At 62.7% G+C, this 12,666-nt stretch carries 8 protein-coding genes; 3 read left to right on the forward strand and 5 right to left on the reverse strand.

From position 1 onward, the window contains the following. Positions 1 to 73: 73 nt before the first annotated feature. The 3 genes from B2Z70_RS15240 to B2Z70_RS15250 all read right to left on the reverse strand — a co-directional run bounded on the left by B2Z70_RS15240 (position 74) and on the right by B2Z70_RS15250 (position 5,428). Complete coding sequence (locus B2Z70_RS15240; protein ID WP_292984441.1) at positions 74 to 3,421, reverse strand: autotransporter outer membrane beta-barrel domain-containing protein; 3,348 nt, start codon at positions 3,419 to 3,421, stop codon at positions 74 to 76. Between the two features lie 205 nt (positions 3,422 to 3,626). Beyond that, positions 3,627 to 5,033, reverse strand: a complete 1,407-nt coding sequence (gene glnA / locus B2Z70_RS15245) for a type I glutamate--ammonia ligase (protein ID WP_009801032.1) — start codon at positions 5,031 to 5,033, stop codon at positions 3,627 to 3,629. 56 nt (positions 5,034 to 5,089) lie between these two features. Beyond that, on the reverse strand, positions 5,090 to 5,428 hold the full coding sequence (locus B2Z70_RS15250; RefSeq protein ID WP_009801031.1) for a P-II family nitrogen regulator: 339 nt from the start codon (positions 5,426 to 5,428) through the stop codon (positions 5,090 to 5,092). Between the two features lie 147 nt (positions 5,429 to 5,575). On the opposite strand from B2Z70_RS15250, the gene B2Z70_RS15255 reads away from it, so the two are divergent. From B2Z70_RS15255 to B2Z70_RS15265, 3 genes are all read left to right on the forward strand, one after another. Continuing rightward, positions 5,576 to 7,108 (forward strand): NAD(P)H-hydrate dehydratase, encoded by a 1,533-nt coding sequence (locus B2Z70_RS15255; protein ID WP_292984444.1) that lies wholly within the window; start codon positions 5,576 to 5,578, stop codon positions 7,106 to 7,108. A 67-nt stretch (positions 7,109 to 7,175) separates the two neighbouring features. Continuing rightward, positions 7,176 to 9,446 (forward strand): NADP-dependent malic enzyme, encoded by a 2,271-nt coding sequence (locus B2Z70_RS15260; protein WP_292984446.1) that lies wholly within the window; start codon positions 7,176 to 7,178, stop codon positions 9,444 to 9,446. A 114-nt stretch (positions 9,447 to 9,560) separates the two neighbouring features. Continuing rightward, positions 9,561 to 10,925, forward strand: coding sequence for an MATE family efflux transporter (locus B2Z70_RS15265; RefSeq protein ID WP_009801028.1), 1,365 nt, complete (start codon positions 9,561 to 9,563; stop codon positions 10,923 to 10,925). Positions 10,926 to 10,932: 7 nt separating this feature from the next. Here the strand turns inward: B2Z70_RS15265 and B2Z70_RS15270 are convergent, their stop codons facing one another. Both B2Z70_RS15270 and B2Z70_RS15275 read right to left on the reverse strand, forming a co-directional pair. Further along, positions 10,933 to 11,643 (reverse strand): hypothetical protein, encoded by a 711-nt coding sequence (locus B2Z70_RS15270; RefSeq protein ID WP_292984448.1) that lies wholly within the window; start codon positions 11,641 to 11,643, stop codon positions 10,933 to 10,935. Between the two features lie 215 nt (positions 11,644 to 11,858). Further along, the gene (locus B2Z70_RS15275; RefSeq protein WP_292984450.1) at positions 11,859 to 12,485 is read right to left on the reverse strand and encodes a methyltransferase domain-containing protein; all 627 of its coding nucleotides are present in this window, start codon (positions 12,483 to 12,485) and stop codon (positions 11,859 to 11,861) included. Between the last annotated feature and the right edge of the window lie 181 nt (positions 12,486 to 12,666).

Consider the following 12,666-nt stretch of genomic DNA (forward strand, 5'->3'; position numbering starts at 1 on the left):
GGGTCAGGACAGGAAGACGAATTATCCTTACCAGACTCCCCTGATGCGTGCAATGCATCTATGTGAAGTTGTTCTAGAATGTCAGTCGGATGACCAGACGGGCGACATGTCGGACGAAGTCGTCACGGACATCCGCATCATACGCGAACGTGAAGGTGGAGTAGTTCGAGCCTGCGCTCAGGCCAAACCCCAGCAGGGCGCCGGAATTGGCCAGTTGTTCAGAGCGCAGGGTGAACGGATTGCCATCCTGGCCAAACTGGGCCGTGGTTTCGCCGCCGGAGCTGGAGAACTCGCCGCGGTAACCCACGCGCAGCGAGGGCGCCCACCAGGATTCATCCGTGCCGAACCGGCGAGCCAGCGTCAGCGTGCCCGAACCGAGCAGGGTGGAGGACTCGCGGTCGTCCACGATCAGCGCCAGATCCGAGATGGCGTCCGCATTCGTTCCGGATGTGGTTTCCGAATACCCGCTCTCAAACAGGGTCACATAGGTCAGGTCAGCTTCAGGACGCAGCACCCATTTGCCAAAGGCGATGTCACGGCCCGCCTGGAAGCTGGCGGTCGCATGCCAGCCGCTCCAATCCGCACTGGTCAGGGCGGTGAAGTCGCCAATTCGGATTTCACGGTCGGTTTCGAAATAGTCGTAGCCGAGGCCGACATTGCCCGAGATGTCGAAGCCGCCGAGATTCAGGGCGGCGTAACCGCCAATCTGACCAGTCATGGACACCATGGGCTGGTCAAAACCATTGGTCTCCTCGATCTCGCTGGCGGCGCCCACGAGCTGGAGGCCGACGGCGTAGAAGGGGCCGACGGGACGGTCGAGTCCAACCGCCAGACCGACGCCCTGACCGCGATAGCCCGGGCCGAAGGCGGTGCTGGACCGGTCGGCGTAATAGCCGAACTCCTGGATCCAGACGCCAGCCAGATCATCGGGAGCCAGACGGGCATTGCGCAGACGGCCCTGAAGGGCGCCTGCGGCGGCGTCGTTGGACGCCAGGGCGAACTGGATCGCGCTGGCGGCGTATTCCGGCAGCAGCTGGTCATAGGCGCCGTAGAATTCCTCGGCGGTGCGCAGTCCGGCGAAGGCGGCGCCCAGGGATTCAATGGTCTCGAACGCGGCCAGCGCTTCGTCATAGGCCGCAGCCTGATTGACGTGCATGCCCAGCTCGTCCGCCGTCTTCAGCTCGAGCGTGAGAAGGATCTTGTTTTCGTCCTCGCTCGAGCGCGCCAGCGTGGCGTTATACAGATAGGGCGACTCGGTGGTGGTCAGGGTGCCCGCTTCATCTGCAATGCTCAGCGTGCCGGCCGTAATGATCTCGAAGGTTCCGCCAGCGCCGATCACATCGCCCAGACCGACCGAAAGCGAGGATCCTTCCTCGAAGGTCACGTCGCCGGACGCGTTCAGGAAGGCGTTTGTGCGATCCTGGGCGTCAATGACGACTTCCAGCACCCCGCCATTGCGGAAAATCGCGTCCCGAAGGGCCAGTGCGTCCGTTCCCGTCAAACCGATCTCGCCATTGGTCACATCCAGCACGAGCTCGCCGTCCGCATCGCTGACGGCGCCGTTCAGCGAGCCGTTATTGATGACAAGAACGTCAGCGCCCAGGCCGAACGAGATGTCGCCAGTGATGGAGCCCGCGTTGATCTCGACGCGATCATCCCCGTCGCCAAGCAGGATGTCGCCGGTGATGGAGGGTGTTGAGATCGGTTCGCCCTCATCGTCATAGGCCTGCTCCTGAATGATCGCGAGGCCGCCGTCATTGTTGCGGGCGTCGATCGCCAGGATCTCCATGTCATCGCGCGAAAAGCCGTCTTCCAGACCGCCGGCGACGGCGCTGATGATCCCGGAGTTGCGGATTTCATCGAGTGAATCGTCGTTGGAGCGGATCGCAATCGCGCTTTGGCCGCCGCCGGTGATGGTGGCGTTGATATTGCCGGCCTCGTTGAGGATGCGGCGAATCTGTGAGTTCTCGTCCAGATCAAGCGCGATGGCGCGTCCTGCGCCATAGGCGTCGTCTGCGAATCCGTCCTCTTCATGGCCGAGCACGGCGGCGGCGCGCAAAACACCGGAGTTCAGGATCGTGTCGGCCTGAGCGCCCGCGCCGAAATGCATGGCGCGCGCAGTGCCGTCATAGGCGGTGGCGGTGACCGTGCGGGTGTTCATGACCCCGCCGGCGCCCAGTATCACCGAGCGCAGCACGCCATTGTCGTCACGGCCGACGACCAGGAACGCCGTGGCGTCCTTGCCGTCAAACACAGCGTTGTTGGCGATGGTGCCCTCGTTGACCACCGCATAACCCAGCTGATCGCCCTCATCATCGTCATCGGTGCGATTGGTGGTGTAATCATCGGGCAGGGAGACCTCGCCGATCACCTGATCGCCCGTGCCGTCCTCGTCAGGGCGCAGTTCCAGCGCAGCGCCGCCGCCCGTATAGGCCTGGATGGTGCCGCTGGTGGAGATGAAGACGCCGTCGGCGACAGACCCCGCCACCAGAAAGGCCGAACCCGAATCAAGATTGTCCGCCACATCGCCGCGCGCAGCCGCTTCCTCTTCATTCTCGAAGAGAACCATGAGATTTTCACGATAGCGGGTTGTGGTGCGATAGCCGTGCGCGGAAACCGTCCCGTTGGCGCGAACGCCGCCGCCAACATCGCCCTCCACCACAACGGCATTGCCGCCCGGGGAGACCGTGTTCACGGAAATGATTTCCACATTGCCGGACACATCATCCTCGAGGGAGATGCCGCGGCTGTTCTCGCCGGTCACGGTGACCGATCCATCCGAGAAGAAATCGCCGTCGATCGCGGTCACGGCGCGCACGCCGAAACTGTTCTGGCCTTGGACGACGATGGCGCCGGTGCTGGTGATGGCGACATCGCCCGTCACCGCATCCTGGCCGGCCACCGGATTGTAATCGCCGTCCACGGCGCCGATCAGCAGGCCGGTCTTGTTCTGGTCCTGAGCAAAAGCGCCGTCCGCCTCGCCGTCCGGATCGTCGACCTCGCCGTCATTGTCGGCATCCACGAGATCGTCCGTGCCCAGGTCCGCCGGATCGTCGCTGTCGTCCAGCACGATGCGGCCGCCATGAGAGATATCGCCTTCGACGCCGGGATCGACCTGAATGCCCACCGCGCCATCCACGCTGACAGGATCGCCGTCGCCATCGCGGTCATTGATGCGGATGACCGACCCGTTCTGAGTGGTCAGATCGTTGTTCGAATTGACGTGTACGGCAGGGCCGGGAACCCCGATCAGGGTGACGCGGCCGTTAGAACCGATGACGATATTGTCGGCATTGCCTGCGCCATCCGCATCGGCGGTCTCGACCGGCTCGGTGCGTTCGTCATTGATCTCCTCATCCGCCCAGGCAGGCGTGGCGATCAGTGCGGACAGGGAAACGGCGGCGAGAAGGCTGCGGCGCATGCGTCGGTCTCCGGTCGGGCGCAAGTTCACAAGAGGTGAACCATACGTGCGTAGGAGAGTCTTTCTAGCCCATGGTTTTGCGCGCGTCGACCATCGCTCGACCCTGCGCCGCAGCCAATTTCGCTTTGTGCAGAAGAGGCTGAAATGAAAACGGCCGCCCCGGAGCAATCCGGAGCGGCCGCAGACGTCCTGACAGGAAGGAGAACTACACCTTGTAGTACAGCTCGAATTCCACCGGGTGCGGGTGGTGTTCGATCCGGGACACTTCTTCCATCTTCAGATCGATATAGGCGTCGATCTGGTCATCATCCATCACGCCGCCCTTCTTGAGGAAGTCACGGTCGGCGTCGAGAGATTCGAGCGCCTGGCGCAGGGACGAGCAGACCGTCGGGATGTCCTTGAGCTCTTCAGCCGGCAGGTCATAGAGATCCTTGTCCATCGCGTCGCCTGGATGAATCTGGTTCTCGATGCCGTCCAGGCCCGCCATCAGAAGCGCGGCGAAAGTCAGGTACGGGTTGCCGGCCGGATCGGGGAAGCGCGTCTCGATACGCTTGCCCTTGGCGGATGGCACGTGCGGGATACGGATCGACGCCGAGCGGTTGCGGGCCGAATAGGCCAGCAGGACCGGGGCCTCGAAGCCCGGGACCAGGCGCTTGTAGGAGTTCGTGGACGCGTTGGCGAAGGCGTTGATCGCGCGCGCATGCTTGATGATGCCGCCGATGTAATACAGGCAGGTGTCCGACAGGCCGGCATACTTGTCGCCGGCGAACAGCGGATTGCCGTCCTTCCAGATCGACTGGTGCACGTGCATGCCCGAACCGTTGTCGGCATAGACCGGTTTCGGCATGAAGGTCGCGGTCTTGCCATAGGCGGCGGCGACGTTGTGCACGATGTATTTGTAGGTCTGCATGCGGTCGGCCATCTCGGTGAGCGTGGAGAATTTCATCCCCAGCTCGTGTTGGGACGGCGCCACTTCGTGGTGATGTTTCTCGGGCTGCAGGCCGAGCTCTTTCATCACGGACAGCATTTCAGACCGCATGTCCTGAAGCGAATCGATCGGCGGCACAGGGAAATAGCCGCCTTTCGGGCCCGGACGGTGGGCGAGGTTGCCGCCTTCCATCTTCGTGCCGGAATTATAGGGCCCTTCCTCGGAGTCGAGCGCATAGAAGGTGTTGTTCTGGGCGGTCGACCAGCGCACATCGTCAAAAATGAAGAATTCGGCTTCCGGACCGAAGAACGCCTTGTCGCCAATGCCGGAGGCGGCGAGGAAGTTCTCGGCCTTCTTGGCCGTGGTGCGCGGATCGCGGTTATAGGCTTCGCCACTGTCCGGTTCGAGAATATCGCAAACGATCGAGAGCGTGGTCTGCTGGAAGAAGGGGTCGATGGCTGCGGTCTTCACGTCCGGCATCAGAACCATGTCGGACTCGTTGATGGCCTTCCAGCCAGCGATCGAGGATCCGTCGAACATGGAGCCTTCTTCGAAGAAATCTTCGTCGACCATATCAACGTCAAAGGTGACGTGTTGCAGCTTGCCGCGCGGGTCGGTGAAACGCAGATCGACGAATTCGACGTCTTCGTCCTTGATTTGTTTGAGGATCTTGTCAGCAGACATGGCAGGGTCCTTAATTGCTGGCTGTGGGTGCTGGCGGGCGATTGAAAGAGTGTGGATCAGATGGCGTCGTCATCCGTTTCGCCGGTGCGGATGCGGATGGCGCCTTCGACCGGGAGAATGAAGATCTTGCCGTCGCCGATCCGCCCGGTCTGGGCGGCGGTCTGAATGGCTTCCACGGCGGCCTCGACGCGGTTGTCCGGGATCACTAGCTCGATTTTGATCTTGGGCAGGAAGTCGACAACGTATTCCGCGCCGCGATAGAGCTCGGTATGACCTTTCTGGCGGCCAAACCCCTTGGCTTCAGTGACAGTCAGACCTTGAAGACCGATCTCCTGCAGGGCTTCCTTCACGTCGTCCAGTTTGAACGGCTTGATGATCGCTTCGATTTTTTTCATTCGGGGCCTCCGCTCACGACTGGCACGCTAAGGATCGCTTTGGGCCTCGCAAGTGATGGTTACGTCGCACGGATGTTGAAATTTACCGATGCTGCATTTGTGAGCGCTAATGCTCGAAAGTGGGGCGATGCCTGAGGGTGATGTGAAATGTCAGACCAGCCGCACGCCATACTAACGGTTTCTGCAATGAGCGCAGCGGATAGCTTCGCCATTGAACAAGGAGTGGACGGACGCCGTCTCATGCAAAGCGCCGGGACGGGTGTGGCCCGGGCGATCATGTCCCGCTGGGCCCCTAGATCGGCGGCCGTGTTGTGCGGACCTGGCAATAATGGCGGTGACGGCTGGGTTGTCGGCGAGCAGCTGCGTCAGGCCGGTTGGGCTGTGACGATCTATTCGGCAGTGGACCGTCAGAACCTGACTGGAGACGCCGCAACGTGCGCGCAAGAGTGGACTGGTGACATTCACGCCTTGTCCGACTGCCGCCTGAAAGATCATGCGCTCATCGTGGACGCGTTGTTTGGCGCCGGGCTGAACCGGCCGCTGGAGGGGGAACCGGCCCGTCTTTCAAACGAAAGCCAGTCCTTTGACGGCGTCTGTGTTGCAGTCGATGTGCCGAGCGGATTGTCAGGCGATCTCGCGCCGCTTGACGGACCCTGCTTCCGGGCGGATCTGAGCGTCACCTTTCATCGGCTCAAGCCGGCCCATTTGCTGTCTCCCGGCCGACAGGGATGCGGAGAGGTCGTTCTGTGCGATATCGGCATTCCGGATGGCTGGAGCGAGAGGGCTCATCCCTGCGCCATGCTCAATCATCCTGATCTGTGGGAGCTTCCAGGCGCCGATATCGAGGCCGATGCGCACAAGCACTCGCGCGGAAGGTTGTGTGTGCTTGCGGGAGGATATGGCGCCACAGGGGCGTCGCGTCTGGCGGCGCGGGCCGGTCAGATTGGTGGAGCCGGGTTTGTCACGCTTCTGTCCGGACAGGGGGCGCTGAATGAAATCGCCTCCGCTTCCGACAGCCTTGTCGCGCGAGCCTATGACCATGACGCCGACTTTGGAGAGGTGCTCGCAGACCATCGCGCCAGCGCGGCAGTTCTCGGGCCCGGAGCGGGGCCGGATGAGCGTCTGAAACAACGCGTGCTGTCAGCGTGCCGCTCGCAGATTCCGCTGGTTCTGGATGCGGACGCCCTGAGCGTGTTTCGGGATGAACCTGACCGTCTGTTCGAAGCGCTTCACGACACATGCGTGCTGGCGCCTCATGGAGGAGAATTCGAGCGACTGTTTCCCGATCTCACGGAAAAGACCGGTGATGGCAACAAGATAGAGCGCACTCGTCTGGCGGCCCGCCGATGTGGCGCCGTCGTGGTCTTCAAGGGGGCAGATACCGTGATTGCCGCTCCCGGAGGTGATGTCAGGGTCAATGTCCACGCCAGCCCGCGTCTGGCGACAGCAGGTACAGGCGATGTGCTGGCGGGTCTGATCGGCGCGTTTCTGGCGCAGGGGCAAGGCGTCTATGACGCGGCGTCAGCGGCGGTTTACTGCCATGGTGACGCCGGACGTCGACTGGGCATGGGCGGGAGTGTGGAGACGGTCCTCTCCTGCTTGCCTCAAGCACTTGAGCACATCAGCGGCTTGCAAGGACGCAAGGCGGCCCTGCAGCGTTTGATGCGTGCGCCGGTGTAGCAAGCGGCTGCGCAGACGCGTATAGCTCACATGAGTTTCCACCAGACCAGTTAGATTCATCATCGCCATGTCCGACAACGAAAAGCTTTCCTCGACCGACGCCGACGCGCTGGAATTTCACCGCGCAAGCCCGCCGGGCAAGGTGGCGATGATCCCGACAAAGCCGATGGCGACCCAGCGCGATCTGGCGCTGGCCTATTCGCCCGGCGTGGCCGCACCCGTGCGCGCGATCGCCGACAATCCTGACGCGGTCTATGACTACACGTCCAAGGGCAACACTGTCGCCGTGGTGTCCAATGGCACCGCGATCCTGGGGCTGGGCAATCTGGGGGCCGCCGCCTCAAAGCCGGTGATGGAAGGCAAGGCCGTGCTGTTCAAGCGCTTTGCCGACATTGACGGTTTCGATCTTGAGATCAATTACACGGACCCCGAAAAATTCGTCGATTGCGTCGCCGGGTTCGGCGACAGCTTTGGCGGGATCAATCTCGAGGACATCAAGAGCCCGGAATGCTTCGAGATCGAGGCGCGCCTGCGCGAAAAGCTCGATATTCCTGTGTTTCATGATGACCAGCATGGCACGGCCATTATCGCTGCAGCGGGCCTGATCAACGCCTGTCATCTGACCGACCGCAAGTTTGAAGACGTCAAGCTGGTGCTGTGCGGCGCGGGCGCGGCCGGCCTCTCGGTGCTGGAGCTGGTGAAATCGCTCGGCGTCAGGCACGACAATGTCACGGTGGTGGATGTGAATGGCGTTGTGCATACCGGTCGCAACGACCTGCATGACCGTCTGGCCCAGCATGCGCGCGAGACCGATCTGCGCACGCTGAAAGAGGCCATGGTGGACGCAGACGTCTTCCTGGGCCTGTCTGCAGGCGGCATCGTCTCGCAGGACATGGTGAAATCCATGGCGGCGGACCCGATCATTTTCGCCATGGCCAATCCAACGCCCGAAATCATGCCCGACGAGGTCCGGGCGGCGCGTTCTGATGCGATCATCGCGACAGGCCGGTCGGATTTTCCCAATCAGGTCAATAATGTGCTGGGATTTCCCTATATCTTCCGCGGGGCGCTTGATGTGCGCGCGCGGACGATCAACGAGGAAATGAAGCTGGCCGCGGCTCGCGCCCTTGCCGATCTGGCGCGTCAGGACGTGCCGGACGAGGTCTCCACAGCCAACAGATCGGATGGCGGTCTGCGGTTCGGCCGGGACTACATCATCCCGTCTCCCTTCGATCCGCGCCTGATCAGTTTCGTTCCGCCCTATGTGGCGCGCGCTGCGATCGAGACGGGCGTGGCGCGCATCCCGATCGAGGATGAGGAGAAATATCGTCAGTCGCTGGCGCGTCGCCTCGATCCGACCGCTGCGCTCCAGCAGCGCGTTACACAGTCCATTTCCGGCTCCGACAAGCGCATCGTCTTCGCGGAAGGCGAGGAGCCGTCCGTCATCCGCGCCGCCTTCGCCTTCCAGTCCCAGGGTTTGGGGCAGGCTGTGCTGGTAGCGCGCGAAGAAGTGGCCAAGGCGAACATGCGCTCTCTCGGACTGCCGGATGACGTGCTGGAGATCCAGAATGCGCGTCTTTCGGACCGCAACGCCGATTACGCGGACTGGCTGTACAAGCGTCTCCAGCGTCGCGGCTATCTGCGTCGCGACGTGCAGCGTCTGGTGAACAATGACCGGAACGTGTTCTCCGCCTGCATGCTCAAGTTCGAGGACGCCGACGGCATGGTGACGGGGGTAACGCGTCACTTCACCAATACGATGAGCGATATCCGTCTGGTGCTCGACCCCGCGCCGGGCGGGCGGGTGATCGGCCTGACCGTGGCGCTGGCGCGCGGCAAGATGCTGGTGATCGCCGACACCAACGTGACGGAATTCCCCGACTCCGAAGGTCTGGCCGAGATCGCGGTGGGCGCAGCCCATGCCGCGCGCCGTCTGGGCCTCGATCCGCGCGTGGCCTTCATGAGCTATTCCACCTTCGGCAATCCGCCGGGCGAGCGGACCACGAAAGTCCAGAGCGCGGTCGCGCGTCTTGATCAGCTGGATCTTGATTTCGAGTATGAGGGCGAAATGGCGGTCGATATCGCGCTCGATCCCAATCATCGCGAACGCTATCCGTTCTCGCGCCTGTCGGACGCGGCCAATGTGCTGGTGATGCCTGCGGTGCACTCGGCCTCGATCGCGGCGCGGCTTCTGAAATCCGCGGGCGGCGCCACGGTGATCGAAGGCCTGCTGATCGGGCTCGAGAAATCCGTGCAGGTGGCGCGTGTCGGCTCCAATGTGTCCGACATCGTCAATCTGGCCGGACTTGCCGCCTACGATCTCAACCACACGCCCTGAGTGGGTCTGGATCGGGGTCCTGAACAGACCTTTTCCATTTCGGGCATGGAACAGCGCCATGGGGTGTCCTACCTATGGCGCTGTTTGATTTTCTGACTTTTAGAAAGCCTTCCCATGGCCTCCACTCGCGCCTCGAACGATCTGACTCAGGGATCGGTCTTCCGTCACATCATCCGTCTGGTCGCCCCGATGAGCTTTGGCATTCTGGCCATGATGCTGGTCGGCGTGATCGACGCGTATTGGGTAGGACGGCTGGGCACGGACCAGCAGGCGGCGGTGCAGTTCGTGTTTCCGGTCTCCATGCTGGTGATGAGCATATCGATCGGCCTGGGCGCCGGCGCCGTGTCGGTGGTGGCGCGCGCGGCCGGGCGCGGGGACGGCGAATCCACCAAACGCGTGGCGACGGATGCGTTGAGCCTGTCCTTCATCATGGTGCTGCTGGTCAGCGTGATCGGCATTCCGCTAATCGATCCGGTCTTTCGAGCCATGGGCGCGACCGACCAGATGATGCCCTATGTGCGGGAGTACATGACGATCTGGTTCGCCGGCGCGGTCTTCATGGTGGGCCCGATGGTGGCGAGCAACCTGCTGCGCGCCATGGGCGACGCCATCGTGCCCAGCGTGATCATGATCATCGCCGCCGTCATCAACATGATCCTCGACCCGATTCTGATCTTCGGTCTCGGCCCCATCCCGGCGATGGAGGTGACGGGCGCGGCGCTGGCGACCCTGATCGCCAACATGGCGGTCTTCATGATTGCGCTCGGCGTTCTGGTCTTCCGCGAGAAGATGCTCGACTTCAGCTGGCCGGGCTTTGACACCCTGTTCTGGAACTGGCGCGAGATCGCGCGCATCGGCGCGCCGGCGTCAGGCTCGAACATGATCGGCCCCCTGGCCAATACGATGGTGTTCGCCGCAATGGCGCCGTTTGGCGAGCCTGCAGTGGCGGGCCTCGGCGTGGGCATGCGGGTCGAGGCGCTGGCTTTGATTCCACTGTTCGCGCTCTCGGGCTCCATTGGCCCCATCACCGGGCAGAATGGCGGGGCCGGACTGGATCACCGGGTGCGCGAAGCGTTCGTCAAATCCTTCCTCTTCTGCGCCGGCTGGGGGTTTGCGATGGCGGTCATGCTTTTCGTGCTGGGGCGGTTCCTGGCCCCGGTCTTCCTGCCATCGGCTGAAGGACAGGCTGTCGCGAGCACCTATTGGGCGATCGCGCCGTTCGCCATGGGCGGGTATGGAGTGGCGATGGCGGCGGCGGCGGGGTTCAACGGTCTCGGTCGCCCGCTGATCGGAGTGGCGTGCAATGCCTTCCGCGGAGTCGCCCTGATCATTCCGCTGGCCTGGCTGGGCAATTATCTGGGCGGCGCCAACGGCGTGATCTGGGGCCTGTTCGCCGCAAACCTGATTGCTGGCGTCGTGATCGCCTTCCTGGTGCTGAAATTCGCGCCCCTGACCGCCAAGGAAGGCGGCAAGCGATAGACCCGGATCAGGCGCTCACATCCAGTGCGACAGGCGCAGACAGCTCACCGCGTTCAATCAGCTTGATCTCAAGCCTCACCGCGATCAGCTCATCCTGAACGTCACGCTTGTACGCGGTGACATCCTCATCGAGGGCCTCGAGATCTTCGTCAAGCGCTTCAAAGGCCTCATCCCGCGACCGGTCCCGGGACAGGAAAGCGGACTGGATTTTCGAAGTCTCAAACAATTCCTTGATCTTGCGCTTCAATCCGTCGACAGACCGGACGAATTCCTCATCGCCCATCAGCACGCCCAGTCGGGCCTCAAGCTCTTCAACGGACATGTCAGACGAGTCAGGACGTGGCCCTTCGCCTGGCGAGTGGGCCGGACTTGCGGCCGACTCGCCGAACACAGGGGCGTCATCAGTCTCTGCCCCCGTTTCCGCTGCGTTTGCATCAGGCTCAGAGCCAGGGGCGCCTGTAGATCGAGAAGGCGCGGCGCTCGCGGTCATGGCGATGAGGCCTGCGCCGCCTATCGACGTCATATCTCCGCCGGCCTCCTTGTAGGCCTTGAGCGCGGTCTGAAGTTCCTTGACGAGATGGCGAAGCGCTTTCGCCATTTCCTTGGGGTTCTGCGCGTAGAGTTCCTTGATGATCTTGAGCTGTTCGCGGACAGCTTCCACACGGTCGCGCGCCCGGTTCCGGGCGGCCTGCTTATGCTCTTCAGGGGCGCGTTTCATGGCCTCTAACGCGTCGCTCAGCCGGTCCTGAACCTTGGTCGCGACTTTGGCGGGCGGAGCCCCTTCCGATGAAGATGCACGCTTTCCCGCGCCTCGCGCGAAAGCGTCGGCGTTGTAGAGCGATGAAACGTAGTAGGCGCTTACTGCGGCCATGAGGGCTCCATTCTGGAGCCGTCATGCTGCCGCAAAGGGCTTAAAAGTCTGCTATCGGCGCGCTAGCGGCGGATCAGCACCATGGCGAGCTCGGCCTTCGCATTCAGGCCGGGGTGCGGGTAGGGGCGAGCCTCGCCGTCAGGCCAGACCCACCGTGTGTCCGCAAACAGTTCGCGCATGGCGTCCAGTCCGCAGCCATAGGGCGGACCGCCCAACTCGGCCTTCTGCATGAAAAGCGCGAGCAGTTTTCCGCCAGACTTCAGACTGGCATGCGCCATGGCCTCATAATCCTGCCGCCGTTTGGGGTGGATGGCGCACAGGAAAGTCTGTTCATAGAGCGCATCAAACCCGGTCTCGGGACGCCAGGCGAGCGCATCTGTCTCGATCGCTTCAGCCATCACGCCCAGAGTCTGGAACCGGGCCTTCTGCCAGGCGATGGCGGTCGGGGCGATATCGGTGGCCGTCACATCAAAGCCCCGGCTCGCCAGGAACGCCGGTTCCTGACTGCGTCCGCAGCCGGGCGTCAGTATGGCCTGTCCGGGTTTGATCTCGCCGTTGCGGACCCAGTCTTGCGCTGCCGGATGGACGCCCTGACGCTCCCAGGGCGCGTCATCGGACAGAAACCGGGATTCCCAGTCAAAGCCGCTGCGGTCTTCGGAGCGGGGCGTATCGGAAGTGGCCTGGGTCATGGTGATCTCGCCTGTTGAACGCGAAGGCCATGATGGCGCATCAGGCATCTGCGTCCATGGGGCTTTGCAGAATGCATCCGGAGGCGGGATCAGCGGCAATGACAGATTGACCGCGGGTTGCGCCAGACGCTAACTCTGCGGCCTGCCTTGCCTGTGCGGGTGTGGCGGAATTGGTAGACGC

It is taken from the genome of Oceanicaulis sp. UBA6590 (assembly GCF_002433705.1).
Taxonomy (GTDB): Bacteria; Pseudomonadota; Alphaproteobacteria; order Caulobacterales; family Maricaulaceae; genus Oceanicaulis.

What these genes read in the sequence shown, in the direction of transcription:
- B2Z70_RS15240 (WP_292984441.1), bottom strand. Translation starts at nt 3,421, where the DNA reads ATGCGCCGCAGCCTTCTCGCCGCCGTTTCCCTGTCCGCACTGATCGCC.
- B2Z70_RS15255 (WP_292984444.1), top strand. Translation starts at nt 5,576, where the DNA reads ATGTCAGACCAGCCGCACGCCATACTAACGGTTTCTGCAATGAGCGCA.
- B2Z70_RS15260 (WP_292984446.1), top strand. Translation starts at nt 7,176, where the DNA reads ATGTCCGACAACGAAAAGCTTTCCTCGACCGACGCCGACGCGCTGGAA.
- B2Z70_RS15275 (WP_292984450.1), bottom strand. Translation starts at nt 12,485, where the DNA reads ATGACCCAGGCCACTTCCGATACGCCCCGCTCCGAAGACCGCAGCGGC.
- glnA (WP_009801032.1), bottom strand. Translation starts at nt 5,033, where the DNA reads ATGTCTGCTGACAAGATCCTCAAACAAATCAAGGACGAAGACGTCGAA.
- B2Z70_RS15270 (WP_292984448.1), bottom strand. Translation starts at nt 11,643, where the DNA reads ATGAAACGCGCCCCTGAAGAGCATAAGCAGGCCGCCCGGAACCGGGCG.
- B2Z70_RS15265 (WP_009801028.1), top strand. Translation starts at nt 9,561, where the DNA reads ATGGCCTCCACTCGCGCCTCGAACGATCTGACTCAGGGATCGGTCTTC.
- B2Z70_RS15250 (WP_009801031.1), bottom strand. Translation starts at nt 5,428, where the DNA reads ATGAAAAAAATCGAAGCGATCATCAAGCCGTTCAAACTGGACGACGTG.